The sequence below is a fragment of the Nocardia sp. NPDC003693 genome, from assembly GCF_053981095.1.
In genome coordinates this window covers 275047-294094 of sequence record NZ_JBSFNO010000002.1, presented here as the reverse complement: position 1 = coordinate 294094, position 19048 = coordinate 275047, and the positions used below count along the sequence as shown (strand labels likewise).

General features: G+C 72.3%; 1 protein-coding gene. It reads left to right on the top strand.

Features of this window, described 5'->3' with window-relative positions:
- Nucleotides 1-173 precede the first annotated feature (173 nt).
- Nucleotides 174-18965 carry an amino acid adenylation domain-containing protein gene (locus ACWDOP_RS05080; protein WP_456343988.1) on the top strand — a complete coding sequence of 6264 codons (18792 nt, stop codon included), beginning with the start codon at nt 174-176 and terminating at the stop codon, nt 18963-18965.
- Nucleotides 18966-19048 lie beyond the last annotated feature (83 nt).

Here is a 19048-nt window from a genome sequence, read left to right as displayed (position 1 = left end):
ACGCGCCTGCTGGGGTGAAGTAACCGCTGAGTAGTAACCGCTTGACGTAACACGGCCTCGGCACACTCGATGGTTCTCGTGGCGTGTCGGCACAGCACAATGGACAGGATGAGGAAAATCTTCATGATTCGGGTGGTCGGGGACCGGCACTACGAGACGCGGGCGGTGTGCGCATGACCCGCACGGCTCGAGTCCGGCCCACCCGCACCCGGCGGCCGCGTATTCCCACGTTGCCGCAGCTCATGGCGACCGCGGTGGAGGCCAATCCGGCCGGCGCCGCCCTCGTGCTCGCCGACGGCGAGGCCACGCTCGCGCGGCTGTCCTACGCCGAGCTCGACGAGCGGTCCACCCGGCTCGCGCGCCGGCTGATCGAGCGCGGCGTCGGGCCGGAGGATCTGGTCGCTATCGGTATCCGGCGTTCGCTGGAGTCGGTCGTCGCGGTCTGGGCGGTGGCCAAGTCCGGCGCCGGATTCGTGCCCGTCGACCCGAACTACCCGGCCGATCGCGTCGCGCACATGGTCTCCGATTCGGGGGCCGTACTGGGCCTGACGGTCGCCGATACGGTCGGCGATCTGCCCGGACTCGTCGAATGGGTCGTCATCGACGGCCCCGAGGGCGACTACTCGACCGAGGCCATCGCCAACGCCGAGCGGGTGCGCCCGCTGCGGGCCGAACATCCGGCCTATGTCATCTACACCTCCGGGTCCACCGGTAAGCCCAAGGGCGTCGTCGTCACGCACGCGGGCCTCGCGGGTTTCTGCGAGGTGCAGCGCGAGCGGTACGAGGTCACCGCCGAATCGCGCACCGTGCACTTCGCGACGCCGTCGTTCGACGCCTCGGTCCTGGAGCTGCTGCTGGCGCTGGGCGGCGCGGCCACCATGGTGGTGGTGTCGCCGACCGTGTACGGCGGCGCCGAACTGGCCGCGGTGCTCGAGCGCGAGCAGGTCACCCACGCCTTCATCACCCCCGCCGCGCTGGCGTCGGTCGATGCCAGTGGATTGCCCGCATTGCGGGTGGTCGTCACCGGCGGTGAGGCGTGCCCGCCGGATCTGGTGCAGCGCTGGGCAACCGGCGCCCGCCGGTTCTGGAACGCGTACGGGCCCACCGAGGCCACGGTCATGACCAATATGGCCGAGCTGCTGCCGGATCGCCCGGTGACCATCGGAGCGCCGATTCCCGGTGTCGTGGAATACGTTCTGGACGAACGGCTCGGGCAGGTTCCGACCGGCGTGGTGGGCGAACTGTATGTCGCCGGAGCGCATCTGGCGCGCGGCTACCACGGGCAGTCCGCGCTCACCGCCGCGCGCTTCATCGCGAATCCCTTCGACACCGGTGGTTCCCGGCTCTACCGCACCGGCGACCTGGTGCGCTGGAACGCGGCCGGTGAAGTCGAATACATGGGCCGCAACGACTTCCAGGTGAAGATCCGCGGTTTCCGGATCGAGCTCGGTGAGATCGACGCCGTGCTGGCCGAACACCCCGGTATCGATCTCGCCGTCACCGTCGGGCATCGGTTGCCCACGGGCGCAACGGTGCTGGTGTCCTACGTGCACGCCGTCGACGGCGCCGACGTCGCGGTCGAGGAGCTCACCGCGCTGGCCGAGCGCAGCCTGCCCGCGCACATGGTGCCGACCGCGATCATGACATTGGATCGCATCCCGCTGACCCCCGCCGGCAAGCTGGATCGCCGCGCGCTGCCGGAACCCGTTCTGCAGGAACGCGAATACCGCGCTCCGCAGAGCGCGACCGAACAGCTGCTGGCCGGCATCGTGGGCGAGGTGCTGCGGCTCGACCGCGTCGGTCTCGACGACGATTTCTTCACGCTCGGCGTCGACTCCATCACCGCCATCCAGATCGTCTCCCGAGCCCGGGCGCGGGGCGTCGCCTTCAAACCCAAGGATCTGTTCGAGACCCGCACGGTCGCCGATCTGGCGCTGATCGCCGAAGAGGCCGGGGCCGAACCGGAATTCACCCCCGGGGCACTGCCGGAGCCGTCGGCGGCGGATCTGGAGCGGCTGCGCGGGGAGTACCCGAATCTCGCCGAAGTGTGGCCGCTGACGCCGCTGCAGTCCGGCATGCTGTTCCACGCGCTGCTCGCCGAATCCTCGGTCGATGCCTACATGACCCAGTTCACCGTGGACATCGGCGGCGGGGTCGACATCGAGCGGCTGCACGCGGCCGCGCAGGCCGTGCTGGACCGGCATCAGAATCTGCGGGTCGCCTTCGCCGAGGACGAGAACGGCGATCCGGTCCAGGTCGTGGTCGACGGACTCGACGTGCCCTGGCGCTACGTGGATCTCGGCACGCCCGAGCCCGAGGACGCCGCCGCGGCGGTCGAGCGCATCCTGGCCGACGACATGGCCGAGCACTTCGACATGGCCACCGCGCCGCTGTTGCGCTTCACTCTGATCCGCACCGGCGCCGACGCCTACCGGGTGGTCGCCACCAGCCACCACATCCTCATCGACGGCTGGTCCATGCCGCTGCTGATGCAGGACATGTTCGCCTTCTACGCGCTCGGCGACGCCGCCGCGCAGCTGCCCGCCCGCCCCTACCGGGATTACCTGGAATGGCTTGCCGGACAGGACCGGGACGCCGCACGCGCGGCCTGGGGCGAGGTGCTGGCGGGTATCACCGAGCCGACCCCGATCGCACCCGCCGACCGCTCCCGGGTGATCACCGAGGGCATCGGCCAGATCGAATTCGAGTTGTCCGCGACCGAGACCGCCGCGCTGGGCCGGGTCGCCGCCGAGGCGGGCGTCACCGTCAACACGATCGTCCAGGCCGCGTGGGGTCTGCTCATCGGCCGCAGCACCGACCGCGACGACGTGGTGTTCGGCGCCACCGTGTCGGGCCGCCCGCCGCAGCTCGCGGGCATCGAGACCATGGTCGGGCTGTTCCTGAACGCCATTCCGGTGCGCGTGCGGTTGCGGGCCGCCGACACCCTCGCCGGTCTGCTGCGCCTGCTGCAGCGCGAACAGGCCGGGCTGCTGGAGCATCATTACCTGGGGCTCAGCGAGATTCAGGACACCATCGGCGTCGAAGGACTCTTCGACTCGCTGGTGGTCTTCGCCTCCTTCCCGGTGGACGGGGAGAAGCTGGCCGAGGCCGCCGCGCCCGTCGCCGGGGTGGATCTGCTCGGTACGCAGATGGCCAACGGCACGCACTACCCGGTGACGGTCATGGTGCTGCCCGCCGTTGACACCCTGCACATCCAGGTCAAGTACCTGCGGGACGTCTTCGACGAGCCGGCCGCGCGGGCGCTGGCGCAGCGGCTCGCGCTGCTGCTGGAACGCTTCGGCAGCGATCCGCATGCGCGAGTCGCCGACGTGGACGCGCTCACCGCCGCCGAGCGCACCGCGCTCGCCGCGGTCAACGACACCGAAGTCGCTGACCTGCTGGACGATTCGACGCTGCTGTCGCTGTTCGACGCGCAGGTCGCGCGCACCCCCGAGGCCGTGGCGGTCCTGTTCGGGGACACCACGCTGAGCTACACCGAACTCGACGCGCGCTCGCGGATTCTGGCCGAGGAACTGCGGCTGCGCGGGGTCGGGCCGGAGTCTCGGGTCGCGGTCGCGCTGCGGCGCAGCATCGACCTCGTGGTCGCGGTCTACGCGGTGCTGCGCGCCGGGGGCGCCTACGTGCCGGTCGATCCGGACCATCCGGCCGAGCGCAACGAGTACGTGCTCGAGAGCGCCGCACCGGTCTGTGTGCTCACCCGCCGGGTGGAAGAGTTCGAAACCGCCACCGGCACACCGCTGTTCTACCTGGAAGCGCTCACCTCGGGCAGCGCGGTGCCGGTCATGGCCGCCGCCGCGCAGGTGCGCCCGGACAACGCCGCGTACGTCATCTACACCTCCGGCTCCACCGGCCGCCCCAAGGGCGTGATGATCACGCACCGGCAGATGGCCAACCAGTTCCGATGGGCGCAGCGCGAATACCCGCACGGCCCCGGTGACGTGGTGCTGCACAAGACGCCCATCACCTTCGACATCTCCACCTGGGAGCTGTTCTGGCCGTTGCAGACCGGCGCGGCCGTGGTCATCGCCGAGCCCGACGGGCACCGCGATCCCGCGTACCTCGCCCGGGTCATCGACGAATACGGCGTCGGCACCGTGCATTTCGTGCCGTCCATGCTGGACGCCTTCCTGGACGGCGTCACCGGCTCCGCCGGGTTCGCCACGCTGCGGCGGATCTTCGCCGCCGGTGAGGCGCTGACCGCCGAGACCGCCGCCAAGTGCGCGGACCGGCTGCCCGGCGCCGACCTGCTGAACTGGTACGGCCCCGCCGAAGCCACCGTGGTCACCGCCCATCCCGCCCGCGAGGTCACCGGGCTCGCGGTGCCCATCGGCAGCCCGGTCGCCAATACCCGTGTGCATGTGCTGGATCGCCAGTTGCGGCCGGTGCCCCCGGGCGCGGCCGGCGAACTGTACGTCGCCGGTGTGCAATTGGCGCGCGGCTACTCCGGCGCGCCCGCGCTCACCGCGGAGCGGTTCGTCGCGCACGACGGCGGGCAGCGGCTCTACCGCACCGGCGACGTCGTGCGCTGGACCGGGCAGGCCCTGGAGTACCTGGGGCGCAGTGACTTCCAGGTCAAGCTGCGCGGTCAGCGCATCGAACTCGGTGAGATCGAGACCGTGCTGCTCGCGCATCCCGGCGTGCAGCGGGCCGCGGTGTCGCTGGTGCGCGGCGCGGGCGGCGATCGACTGGTCGCCTACGTGGTGCTCGAACCGGGCGCCGTGCTCGACGACGCCGCGCTGCTCGCGCCCGCCCGCGAGGCGCTGCCCTCGTACATGGTGCCCTCGGCCGTGGTGCGGCTCGACGCCATGCCGCTCAACGCCAGCGGCAAACTCGACCGTAAGGCGCTGCCGGAACCGGAGTTCCAGGCCCGCGCCTACCGTGCGCCCGCCGCCGGAACCGAGAGCGTCGTGGCCGAGGTGTTCGCGACGGTCCTGGGCCTCGACCGCGTCGGCGCGGACGACGAGTTCTTCGAACTCGGAGGCAACTCGCTCAGCGCCACCCGGGTGGTCGCCCGGCTCGGCGCCGCCCTCGGCGCCCGGGTGCCGGTGCGCGCGCTGTTCGCCGCGCCGAGCGTCGCGCAGCTGGCCGCGTACCTGGCCGAGCACGCGGATTCCGCTGCCGCGCAACCGCTGCGACCCATGCCGCGCCCCGAGCGGGTGCCGCTGTCCTACGCGCAGCAGCGCATGTGGTTCCTCAACCGCTTCGATCCCGGGAGCGGCGTCAACAACCTGCCGTTTGTGGTCCGGCTCACCGGCGATCTGGACGCCGGGGTGCTGCGGGCCGCGCTGCACGACGTGGTCGAGCGGCACGAGGTGCTGCGCACGCTGTACCCCGAACTCGACGGCGAGGGTTACCAGCTGATCCTGCCGGTCACCGATCCCCGGGCGCTGCCCGAACTCCCGGTCGTGGACGTCACGGCCGACGAGATCGCGGATCTGATCGCCGCCGACGCGATCGCCGGATTCGACGTGACCGCCGCGCCGCCGCTGCGGATCGGCCTGCTGCGGATCTCCGCGACCGAGCACGTGCTGGTCGCGGTGGTGCACCACATCGCCGGTGACGGCTTCTCCATGGGCCCGCTCACGCGCGATCTCATGACCGCCTACTTCGACCGGGTGCAGGGCGGCGCGCCGCGCTGGGAGCCGCTGCCGGTGCAGTACGCCGACTACGCGCTGTGGCAGCGCGAGGCCCTCGGCGCGGAATCGGATCCCGACTCCGCGCTCGCCCGGCAGGTCGCCTACTGGCGGGCCACGCTGGCCGGACTGCCCGATCAGCTGGATCTGCCGCTGGACCACCCGCGGCCCGCGGTGGCCTCGGGCCGGGGCGCGACCCTGGTCTTCGACATCGACCGGTACGTGCACGCGGAACTGAATCGCACCGCGCAGGAGCACAATTCGACCCTGTTCATGGTCGTGCACGCGGCCCTGGCGGTGCTGCTGGCCCGGCTGTCCGGCTCCCGGGACATCGCCGTCGGGACCCCGGTGGCCGGTCGCGGCGAGGCCGAACTCGACGGCGTCATCGGCATGTTCGTCAACACCCTGGTGCTGCGTACCGACGTCGACCCGGCCGCTACGTTCGGTGATCTGCTGGCCGCGGTGCGGCACAACGACATCGAGGGCTTCGGGCACGCGGACGTCCCGTTCGAACGGCTCGTCGAGCTGCTGGATCCGGCGCGCTCGCAGGCCCGGCATCCGCTGTTCCAGACCATGCTGACCTTCCAGAACATGGCGCGCACCGAACTGGAGCTGCCGGGCCTGGCGGTGGCCTCGGTCGACCTGGACGTGCCGCTGGCCAAGTTCGACCTGCAGCTCTCGGTGGTCGAGCAGCTCGGGGACGACGGTGCGGCGCAGGGCCTCACGGCCGTGTTCACCTACGCCACCGACATTTTCGGGCCGGCCACGGTGCAGAGCTTCGCCGACCGCTTCCGCCGGGTGCTGGTCGCGGTGGCCGCGCACCCGGAAACGCCGGTCGGCGATTTCGACCTGCTCGCGGTCGACGAGCGCCAGCGCGTGCTCGCCGACTGGAACGCCACCGGCGTGGGCCTGCCGCCCGCGGCGACCCTGGTCTCGGTGTTCGCCGAGCAGGTCGCGCGCACCCCGGGCGCGCCCGCGCTCATCGCCGAGGGGACGAGTCTGTCCTACGGCGAGTTCGCCGAACGCGTGCACCGGCTCGCCCGCCGCCTGATCGCGGCCGGCGTCGGACCGGAAACCCTGGTGGCCCTGGGCATCCGGCGCTCGGTCGATCTCGTCGTCGCCATGTACGCGGTCCTGGAGGCCGGCGGCGCGTACGTGCCGCTGGATCCGGATCAGCCCGCCGAGCGCAACGGCCACGTCCTGGACACCGCCGCCCCGGTGTGCGTGCTGTCGACCGGTCGCGACGGCTTCGACGCGGGTGAGCACCCGGTGCTGGACATCGACTCCGAGGACCTGTCCGGCTTCGCCGGCACGCCGGTCGCGGACTCCGAACGCCGTGCGCCGCTGCGGGCCTCGAACACCGCCTACGTCATCTTCACCTCCGGCTCCACCGGCCGGCCCAAGGGCGTGGCGGTGCCGCACGCCGCGGTGGTCAACCAGATCCGCTGGATCACCGCCGAATACGGCATCGACGCCGACGACGTGGTGCTGTTCAAGACCCCGGCGACCTTCGACGTCTCGGTGTGGGAACTGTTCGGGCCCTTGGCCGTCGGCGGCCGCATCGTCGTGGCGAGCCCGGACGGGCACCGCGATCCGCAGTACCTCGCCGAGGTCATCGCCGCGCGCCGGGTCACGCTCACCTCGTTCGTGCCGTCCATGCTCAGCGTTTTCGCGAGCAGCGCCGCGCCGGACGCGCTCACCTCGCTGCGCGCCCTGCTCATCGCCGGTGAGGCCTTCACCGCCGACGCGGTGCACGCCTTCCGCCGGGTCGGCTCGGCCGCGCTGCACAACCTGTACGGCCCCACCGAATTCACGGTGCACGCCACCTACGCGCCGGTGCCCGAGCAGGTCTCGGGCGCGGTGCCGATCGGCGGCCCGGTGTGGAACGCGCGGGCGTACGTGCTCGACGCGCGCCTGCACCCGGTCGCGCCCGGCATCGCGGGCGAGCTGTACCTCGCGGGCGATCAGCTGGCCACCGGCTACGTCGGCCGCCCCGATCTGACCTCGGATCGGTTCGTGGCCAACCCCTTCGGCCGCGGCGAGCGGATGTACCGCACCGGCGACCTGGTCACCCGCGACGCCGACGGGGCGATCGTGTACCTGGGGCGCACCGACTTCCAGGTCAAGCTGCGCGGTCAGCGCATCGAACTCGGGGAGATCGAGGCCGCGCTGGTCGCACACGAGTCGGTGGCCCAGGCCGTCGCGCTGGTGCGCTCGGATGAGCACACCGGCGACCGGCTCATCGGCTACGTGGTGCCCGCGGCCGGCGCGGAGCCGGACCTCGCGGACCTGCGCGCCCACCTGTCCGGGCTGCTGCCGTCCTACATGGTGCCCGCCGCGCTGGTCGTGCTGGACACGTTGCCGCTCAACGCCAACGGCAAGCTCGACCGCAAGGCGCTGCCGGTCCCGGACATCGAGATCCGGCCCTTCCGCGCGCCGTCGACTCCGGTCGAGGAGATCGTCGCCGGGGTGTTCGCCGACGCGCTCGGACTCGAGCGCGCCGTCGGCGCCGACGACGACTTCTTCGATCTCGGCGGCAATTCGCTGATCGCCACCCAGGTCGCCGCCCGGCTCGGCGCCGCCCTCGACATCCACGTGCCCGTGCGGGTGCTGTTCGAGGCGGCGAGCGTGAGCGGACTCGCGGTCGCGGTGGAACAGCACCGCGGCGCCGGTGCGCGCCGCGCGCTCACGGCCGTCGAACGGCCGGAGCGGGTTCCGCTGTCCATGGCGCAGCAGCGCATGTGGTTCCTGAACCAGCTCGACAACGCCTCGGTCGCCTACAACCTGCCGATCGCGCTGCGGCTCATCGGCGAACTCGACGTCGCCGCGCTGCAGGCGGCCGTCGCCGATGTGGTGACCCGGCACGAGACCCTGCGCACGGTGTATCCGGAGATCGACGGCGTCGGGCACCAGGTGGTGCTGCCGGTCGGCCGGTTCGCCCCGGACCTCGCGCCCGAGACCATCGAATCGGCCGACATCCTCGAGCGGGTCGCGGGCCTGTTCCTGAGCCCGTTCGACGTGACCGCCGCGGTTCCGTTGCGGGTCAAGCTCTTCCGCATCGACAACGGCGACCGCACGCCCGAGCACGTGTTCGTGATGGTGGCGCACCACATCAGCTCCGACGGCTGGTCGCTGGGCCCGCTGACCCGCGACCTGATGATCGCCTACGCGGCCCGTACCGCCGGCGTCGAGCCGGGCTGGGCGCCGCTCGCGGTGCAGTACGCGGACTACTCGCTGTGGCAGCGCGAGGTGCTCGGCCGCGAGGACGACCCGGAATCGCTTGCCGCACAGCAGCTCGGCTACTGGAAGCAAGCACTGGCGGGGCTGCCCGACCAGCTGGACCTGCCCGCCGACCGGCCCCGGCCCGCCGTGCAGTCCTTCGCCGGCGGCACCGCCGAGATCCGCGTCGACGCCGCGACGCACCAGGCGCTGCTCAACCTCGCGCGCGCCGAGGGCGCGACGCTGTTCATGGTCGTGCACACCGCGCTCGCGGTCCTGCTGTCCCGGCTCTCGGGCACCGACGACATCGCGGTGGGCACGCCCATCGCCGGTCGCGGCGAGGCGGTGCTGGACGACCTGGTCGGCATGTTCGTCAACACCCTGGTCTTCCGCTCCCGCGTCGACGGCGCCGTCCCCTTCACCGAGCTGCTCGCCCAGCAGCGCGCCGCCGACATCGCGGCCTTCGCCAACGCGGACGTGCCCTTCGAGCGGCTGGTCGAGGTGCTCAACCCGGTGCGCTCCACCGCGCGGCATCCGCTGTTCCAGGTCGGGCTCTCGTTCCAGAACCTGGCCAAGGCCGGACTGGAACTGCCCGGGCTCTCGGTCGCGCCGGTCGCGGTGGACACCGAACTGTCGCAGTTCGATCTGCACTTCCTGATCACCGACGCGCACGACGAATCCGGCGCGGCGGCGGGCATCACGGGTCTGGTCACCTACGCGGCCGACATGTTCGATCGCGCCACCGTGCAGGGCTTCGCCGATCGCTTCATGCGCCTGCTGGACGCCATCGTGGCGAATCCGGCCGCCGCGGTGGGCGATTACGACCTGCTGACCCACACCGAGTACGGCGAACTCGTCCGCGACGTGAACGCGACCGCGCACGAGACGGATTCGACGACGCTGGCCGCGCTGCTCACCGCGAGCGTGGCCCGGCACGGCTCGGCCATCGCCCTGTTCGAGGACGCCTCCGGCGACGATCTGACCTACGCCGAGCTGGGGGAGCGGGTCAACCGCCTGGCCCGGCACCTGATCTCGGCCGGGGTCGGCCCGGAATCGCGGGTGGCGCTGGCGCTGCGGCGGTCGGCCGACCTGGTGGTCGCCATGTACGCGGTCACCCTCGCCGGTGGCGCGTACGTACCGCTGGATCCGGACCAGGCCGCCGAGCGCACCGGGTACATCCTGGAGACCGTCGCGCCGGTCTGCGTCCTGACCGACGCCGACGCCGGCTTCCGCACCGATCTCGCACCGGTCGTCCGGCTCGACGACCTGGACCTGGAAGCGGTTGCGGGCGAGCCGATCTCCGACGCGGAACGGATCGCGCCGCTGCGTCCCGAGCACACCGCGTATGTCATCTTCACCTCCGGTTCCACCGGCAGGCCGAAGGGCGTGGCGGTGCCGCACGCGGCCATCGTCAACCAGTTGCTCTGGAAGACCGCCGAATTCGCGCTCGGCTCCGACGACGCGGTGCTGCTCAAGACCGCGGCCACCTTCGACCTCTCGGTCTGGGAGTTCTGGTCCGCCGCCGTCTGCGGCGGACAGCTCGTCATCGCCGCGCCGGACGGGCACCGCGATCCCGCCTACCTGAACGAGCTCGTGCGGCGCGAGCAGGTCACCACCCTGCACGTGGTGCCGTCCATGCTGGACGCGCTGCTGGCCGACGCGACCGCGACCGGCGCCGGCGCCCTGCGCCGGGTGCTGGCCATCGGCGAGGCGCTGCCGGGTGCGCTGGCCCAGCGGTACCGGACCGCGTTCCCGCAGGTCGAACTGTTCAACCTGTACGGGCCCACCGAGGCGGCGGTGTCCATCACCAGCCATCGGGTGAGCCCCGCCGACCAGGTGTCGGTGCCCATCGGCGCGCCCGAATGGAACAGCCACGTCTACGTGCTGGACGCGCGGCTGCGGCCGGTCCCGGCCGGGGTGGCGGGCGAGTTGTACCTGGCCGGAGCGCAATTGGCGCGCGGCTACTTCGCCAGGCCGGATCTCACCGCGGACCGGTTCGTGGCCGATCCGTTCGGCGCGCCCGGCGCGCGGATGTACCGCACCGGCGACCTGGTGGCCTGGAATCCCAACGGCGAGCTGGACTATCGCGGCCGCACCGACTTCCAGGTGAAGATCCGCGGCTTCCGCATCGAACTCGGCGAGATCGAGGCCGCGCTGCTCGCGCTGCCGGAGATCGACCGGACCGCGGTGCTGGCCAAGTCCGATCCGCACACCGGGGACCGGCTCGTCGCCTACCTGGTCGGCTCGGACATCGAGGTGGCGCGGGTGAAATCGGCGCTGTCGGAGGCCCTGCCCTCCTACATGGTGCCCGCCGCCTTCGTCGTGCTCGACGCGCTGCCGCTCAACGTCAACGGCAAGCTCGATCGCAAGGCGCTGCCCGAACCCGAGGTCGCCGCCCGCGAATACCGCGCCCCCGGAACGGCATTGGAGCAGACCGTCGCCGACGCCTTCGGCGCGGCGCTCGGCATCGACCGCGTCGGCCTGGACGACGACTTCTTCTCCCTCGGCGGCAACTCACTGCTGGCCACCCAGGTCGTCAGCCGCCTGCGGACCCTCACCGGCGCGCAGGTCATGGTGGCCTGGTTCTTCACCGACCCCACCGTGGACGGGCTCAGCGGGCAGATCATGACCGCGCTGGCCGGGGAACACGACTACGACGAGGACTCCGAGGCCGGACTCCAGGTCGTGCTGCCGATCCGGGCCACCGGCACGCGCACACCGCTGTTCTGCGCGCCGCCCATGGCGGGCATGTCCTGGTGCTACGCGGGCCTGACCCGGTTCCTGCCGGACGACCAGCCGATCCTCGGCCTGCAGTCGCCCGCACTGACTGAAGCCGACTGGGATCCCGCCACGCTGCGAGACGTGGTGCGGCGCTACGTATCCGAGATGCGCAAGATTCAGCCGGAGGGCCCGTACCGGGTCCTGGGCTACTCGCTCGGCGGCATTCTGGCGCACGCCATCGCCACCGAACTGGAGGCCGACGGGCAGCGGGTCGACCTGGTCGCGATCCTGGACTCCTACCCCGAGACCGAGTTCACCGACTTCCGCAGTTCGCTGCGCGACGAACTCGCCCAGGTCGGCGTCGGACCCGAAGCCTTCCCCGACGGTGACCTGCGCAACCTCGACGGCGACGCGCTCGCCGCGGTGCACGCCGCCATCCCCGCCGACCTGGCGGTGCTCACGCTGGAACGCTTCCAGCAGATCTACCGCGGCGCGGTGCGCAGCATGGAACTCGGCTCCGAGTACCGGCACGCCGTGCTCGACGGCCCCCTGGAACTCTTCCGGGCCACCTTCGGCCGAGATGGTGCGGGACAACCGCATTCGGCCGCGGACTGGCGACCGTACGTCACCGGACCCATCGGTGAATACCCGGTCGAGACTCGACATCAGCTCATGACGACCGCCGAAGCCTTCGCCGATATCGGACCGAAGCTGGCGGAGCTCATCGAACGCGCCGACCGAGAACGCGGCGAATCGGAGGAAACCGTGCGAGTTCCGGTATCCCCGGCCCAGCAGCGCATCTGGTCCCGCGAGCGCTCGGCGGTCGACAACCTGCCCATCGTGCTTCGCTTCACCGGAGAGCTCGACGCCGGAGCCCTCGAACAGGCCCTCGGGGACGTGGTGCGGCGGCACGAATCGCTGCGCACCCTGTACCCGGTGGTCGAGGGCGAGGTCTACCAGCGGGTGCTGCCCGGCGTGCAGATCGCGCCCAAGGTCACCCCCGAACTGATCGACGTCGACACCCTGCCCGATCGGCTCGAACGACTTCTCACCCGGCGCTTCGACGTTGCCGCCGAACTGCCCCTGCGCGCGGAGCTCTTCCGCGTCGATCTGGGCGGCGAGATCGAACACGTGCTCGGCCTGGTCGTACACGCGATCAGCGCCGACGCGGGCTCGGTGGGCCCGATGGTGCGAGATCTGGTGACCGCGTACGAATCCCGCGTCACCGGCATCGGACCGCGCTGGGCCGCGCTGCCGATGCGATCGGTCGATCACACCGGATTGCGCACGGACACCCGGCGATTCACCGAACTCACGCTGCCCGGCGACCGGCCGCGCCCCACGATCGCGAGCCATCGCGGCGGCAGCGTGCGGTTCCCCGTCAACGCCGCCATCCACCGCGGGCTCGATCGCATCGCCCGCCAGCACGGCACCACCCTGTTCTCCGTGGTGCACACCGCGCTGGCGCTGTTCCTGGCCCGGTTGACCGGCACCGCCGACATCGCCATCGGCACCCCGGTGTCGGGGCGGGACGCGGCCGGATTGCACGACGCGGTGGGTGTTTTCGCCAACACCGTCGTGCTGAACACCCGGGTCGAGGGACACCTGAAGTTCGCGCAGCTGCTCGCGCGCGCCGGTGACGCCCAGGCCGAGGCGTTCGCCCAGCCCGAGCTGCCGGTCGGGACCGCGCAGGTGTCGCTGTCCTTCCAGCGACCGGAGCAGACCGAGTTCGAGCTGCCCGGATTGCGGATCAGCACCCTGGATTCCGGGATCGAGTACACCGCCACCGATCTGGCGCTGAGCATTCGCGAGCGCGCCGACCACGACGCCGGGCTGTTCGCCACGCTGAGTTTCGCGCGGGACCTGTTCGACGACGAGACCGTGGACGTCTTCGCCTACCGCTTCGTGCGACTGCTCGCGGCCGTGGTCACCAGCTCCGAGACGCCCATCGGCGATCTGCCGCTGCTCGGCGACGACGAATACGAATTGCTCACCCGGGTCGGGGATCCGGCGCCGGCCACCCGGCTGCTGCCGGACCTGCTGGCCGCCGGAGCCCGGCTCGGCCGGGACCGGGTCGCGGTGCGCTATCGCGGGCATTCGCTGACCTACGGCGAGTTCGACGACTACTCCTCGCAGCTCGCCCGGGTGCTCATCGATCGCGGGGTGGCGCCGGAAACCCTGGTCGCCGTGGCGTTCCCGCGGTCCTTCGAGGCCGTGGCCGCCGTGCTCGCGGTATCAAAGTCCGGTGGCGCGTACGTGCCCGTGGATCCGACCGACGCCGCCCTCGCGGCGCGGCGGATCACCGAATCCGGTGCGGCCGTGGGCATCACGGTCAAGGCGTTCCTGCCGGTGCTGCCGGCCACGGTCGACTGGCTGTGCCTGGACGACGCCGACACCGACGCCCGGTGCGTGGCCGAGGCCACCGACCCGGTCACCGACGCCGATCGCAACGCGCCGCTGCGCGCGGGCCATCCCGCCTACGTCGTGCACACCGCGGGCACCCGCGGCGTGGTCGTCACGCACGCCGGCGCGCAGGGCCTGCTCGACTCGGTCGTGAACCGGTTCGGTCTCGACACCGCCAGCCGGGTGCTGCACGCGGGCAGTCCCGCGGACGATCTCTCGGTCCTGGAATGGCTGTCCGCCTTCGAGATCGGGGCCACGCTGGTCATCGCGCCCGCCGCCGCCACCGAGGGGCAGGCACTGGCCGACGTGATCCGCGCCGAACAGGTCACCCATGTCCTGCTGACCCCGCGGATCGCCGACACGCTCGATCCGGGATCGCTGCCCGGGGTGCGACTGATCGCGGTGCGCGGACAGAGCGGCCCGGAGCTGGTCGGCTCCTGGCAGCGGCCCGAACGCGCCTTCCGGCAGTTGCACGGCCCGGCGGAGACCACCGTCGTGGCCACCGTCGGCGAGCCCGCCCCCGGCCGGCACCTGACCATCGGCCATCCGGTCGACGGCCTGTCGGCCCTGATCCTGGACGACCGCCTCAACCCGGTGCCGCCCGGCGTGCCCGGCGAGCTCTACCTCACCGGTCCCGCGCTGGCCCGCGGGTACCTCGCCCGCCGCGCCACCACCGCCGTGCGCTTCGTGGCCAACCCCTGGGGCGCCCCCGGCTCCCGGATGCTCCGCACCGGTGACCTGGTGCGCTGGTACGCCGCGCCCAAGGCCCGCAACGGCAACGCCGCGCTGGCCACCGTGGACTGGGAGATCGAGTACCTGGACCACACCGCGCCCGCCGACGAGTTCGACGCCGAGTACCTGGCGCGCGCCCGGGCGGCCGCGGCGGCCGCCCCGGCGCCCCGCCCCGAGTTCGGGATCCTCGCCTCCGGCGCACCGTCCGCCGCCGGTCGCCCCGCGACCCCGGTGACCGCGCGCCGCGACCTCCCGCCCCGCACCGAGCCCAGACCCTCCAGATCCGACCGGTCCGCGCCCCCCAGCACGAGTTTCACCGACAACAACGAGGATTGGGCCACCACCCAGGTCCTCCCGGTGATCAAGTCCGACGGACCCCCCACCAGCGTGAAGCTACGCGCGGTGGACCCCTCGACCCTGGGCCCCGACTTCGCCCCCCGGGTCCCCAAGGTCTCACCCCCCGCCCCCCGTACCCCCACGGACACCCACGGACCGGCCGATACCCATCGCCCCGCCGCACCGGGTTCGAACGAGTCCGCGCCCACCGCGTCCCGTTTCGATGCCGCGGAGTCCGAGGCACAGGTCCCGAGCCCGGCCGACGAACGGGCCCTGGCCGATGCGTATCGGTCCGGCGCCGTTGGCGCGCAGCCTGCCGAGCCGGTGGATCGTGCTGTACCGCAGCGTTTCGGTGGCGATGTCGCCGAGTCGGCGTCGTCCAGCATCGCGGGTGCGAGGGCGGATGAGGCTCGTGCTCCGGGCGCACCCGACGATCGCACGTGGGCGGAAGCTCGCCGCTCGGGTGCTACATCCCCGAACGACTTCGTACCCGGCGCATCCCGTTTCGATGATGTAGCGGGCGAAGCACAGGCCCCGAGCCCCGCCGACGAGCGGGCCCTGGCCGATGCGTATCGGTCCGGCGCGGTTGGTGCGCAGCCTGCCGAGCCGGTGGATCGTGCTGTGCCGCAGCGTTTCGGCGGCGATGTCGCCGAGCCGACGTCGTCCCGCGTCGCGGGTGTGAGTTCGGCGGACACCGCCCATGCTCCGAGCGCGGCCGACGAGCGCGCGATTGCCGACGCCTACCGCTCCGGCGCGACAGGACCGAGCGACTTCGGCTCCGGTTCTTCGCGTTTCGATCAGGTAGAAGGCGAGCTTCATGCTCCCGACCCGGCCGACGAGCGGGCCCTGGCCGATGCGTATCGGTCCGGTGCCGTTGGTGCGCAGCCCGCCGAGCCGGTGGATCATGCTGTGCCGCAGCGTTTCGGTGGCGAGGCCGCAGACCCGGAGTCGCGTCGCGGCGCGACCGATTTCGAATCCGCCGCTGCTGCGGCGCGGGGTTTCCGTGACGCCGAGGGTGGCGAGCGGGCCCCCGATCCAGAGGACGAGCGGGCGCTTGCCGACGCCTATCGCTCCGGCGCCGTGGGCGCGCAAACCGCCGAGCCGGTGAGCGCCGACGCGGCCCACGCTCCGAGCGCGGCCGACGAGCGGGCCCTGGCCGATGCCTACCGCTCGGGTGCGGTCGCTCCCGAAGCGGTTACTCCCTCCACCTCGCGGTTCGCCGCGGCGGACGGGGAGCATGCTCCCGATCCCGCCGACGAGCGGGCGCTGGCGGACGCCTACCGGTCCGGGGCGCTCGGTGGGCAGACCGCCGAGCCGGTGGATCGTGCTGTGCCGCAGCGATTCGGTGGCGAGGCCGTTGACCCGAGCCGGGACCGATTCGGGGACGAGAGCCCGGCCGATGCGGGGCACGCGCCGAGCGCGGCCGACGAGCGGGCCCTGGCCGACGCCTACCGATTCGGTGCGGTGGAACCCGGTGGGGTTACGCCTGCCGCGTCGCGGTTCGACGACGCGGACAGCCGGGAACAGGCACCCGATCCGGAGGACGAGCGGGCGCTGGCCGAGTCCTACAAGGCCGACCTGTCGGCGGAGGACGCCGCCTGGCGAGCCGGGGGACTTGCCTACTCGGCTTCGGGCGAGGGCATTTCGCTGCCGGGCGGGCGGGAACCGAGTGGATCGGCGGACTTCGGCGCGGCCGACGCGCCCGCGCGGTTCGACGACTCGATCGACGAGATAGACCATCGCGCGCTGGCCGACGCCTATCGGGCGGGGTCGCAGGGCGATTCGGTGGGCGCGCTGCCCGCGCGTTCCGGCAGCGACGTGAGCGAGCGCGCGGACGGCGCGGCGGACCGTGAGCCGGCTGATGCCTTCCGCGCGGATTCCGGTGTGGAGCAGAACGACTGGCGGTTGAGCGGAACGGCCCACTCGGCCGCCCGCGAGGACCAGGGCGCCGCGGTATCCCGGTTCGCAGACGAGGACGAGGCACCGGGCGAGATCGATCACTGGGCACTGGCCGACGCCTACAAGGCCGACGCCGTCGCGGATACGGCGGGGGAGAACCTGTCGCCCGCAGCGGAATTCGACGAGGCCGAGGCGCAGCGCGCCAGCGCCGCCGCGGACCGCGCGCTCGCCGAGGCATACCGCTCCGAGGCCGGGGTGGGCGCGGGAGCCGGGGTCTTCGGGCCGCCGGTGGACTCCGAGCCCGCGCCGGAACCGTCCGTGGACAAGGCGTTCTCAGGGTTCGGGGAGCCGATCGCCCCGCAGCGGGGCGCGGACACCGCGCACCGGGGCGGGGAACAGACCGCGTTCGGTGCCGACCGGACAGCCGCCGCACAGACCGGTGCCGACGGCGACACCGCCGACGGTGCGGTTCGGTCCTCGGATGTCCCCGCCCGCAGCGACTTCGCCGCTGACGGTGACCGGCGCGATGCCGCAGTCGAGAACGACCGGGCCGCTGGCATCTCCAACGCCGACGATGCGGTGGACGCGCCCGGCGACATCGCCGCCGACGAACGCGGTGCCTCCGCCGAGCCGGCTCCGGCCGCCGGTGCGCCCGCCGGCCCGCGGCTCACCGCGGTCGGCAAGGTGTCCGCGCTCCCCGCCGGTGCGGTGAGCCTGCTCGAGGTCGAGCCCTCGGGGCTGTGGGTGCGGGCCATCACGCTCGACATCGCGGCCGACGTATCGGGGACCCGGGTCCGGCGTTCGGTCGCCACCCTGCTGGACAGACATCCCGCGCTATGGTCCCGACTACGCCGCGACGGCGACGCCGTGGCCATGGACATTCCGGGCGCGCCCAGCCGCGGGGATGCCGTGGTGTGGCAACTCGATCCGTCCGTCGAGGCCGTCGGAGACCCCATCGAAGCGGTGATCCACGCGGCCGCCGCCGAAATGGATCCGGAGAAGGGCCGCAACATCCGCTTCGTGCTCATGGCCGGCGTGGAAGCCGACCCGGGCGTCGAGGCCGGGGACCGCCCCGCCGCCGTACTGGTCGTGGTCGCCAACGGCCTCGTCGTCGACGACACCTCCTGGCGCACCATCATCGAGGACCTCACCGCCTCCTGGTCCGGCGGCCACGCCACCCCGCCCAGCGCGGACGCACACCCGCTCGGCATCGCCGCCGCCCTCGCCGACCGCGCCGCCGAATCGGACACCCTCGGCGAATTGCCCTGGTGGCGAGCCACACTCACCGGCGCCGAACCCGGCATGGATCTCGAGCAGGCCCTCGGCGGCGAGGACGGCCCCGTCGGCCGCGGCCGGGTGTCGGTCTCCATCACCGGCGAAGGCGCGGCCGCCGTCGACACGGTCGCCCGCCGCTACCACGCCACCATCGACGAGGTCCTGCTCGGCGCCCTCGCGGTCGCCCTGCTCGACGACAGCGTCGAATCGTCCAGGCACGCCATCGGATCGGTGGTCCGGCTCGTCGCCGACGGCCGCGTCCCCGGCGACAAGGCCGGGCACCGCACCGTCGGCGCGTTCAGCACCGCGTACCCGTTCGCGCTGCGCCTCACGGGCGTGGACTACGCCGAGGTCCGCCGGGGCGGCGACGCCGCGGGATCGGTCATCGAACAGATCCGCGACCGCTGCCGCGAAGTGCCTTCGCAGGGCGTCGGCTTCGGACTGCTCCGGCACCTGAACCCCGACACCGCCGCCGAGACCGCGGCGCTCCCGGTGGGCCGCATCGGCTTCCGCTACCGCGATCTGCGACCCGCCCGGGTGTACCCGGAACCGGTCGCCGACGATCTGTACCTGGACGTCACCGTCGACACCACCCAGGACGGCCTGGTCGCCCGCTTCGACTTCGCCGGTGCGGTCCTGGACCTCGAACAGATCAAGAAGCTCGTGGAAGGCTGGGTGCAGGCCCTCGGCGGACTTGCCGAACATGGACGCGCGGTCAATTCGTAACGCATCGGCTACCGTCACGATGGGATAGCCCGTAGGGTCTCCACCCGAGGCCCGTATGCGCTGCGAGTCCGGCCGGACATCCG

Excerpts from the sequence above, each read along its gene's own strand:
- ACWDOP_RS05080 (WP_456343988.1), top strand. The coding sequence starts at position 174 with ATGACCCGCACGGCTCGAGTCCGGCCCACCCGCACCCGGCGGCCGCGT.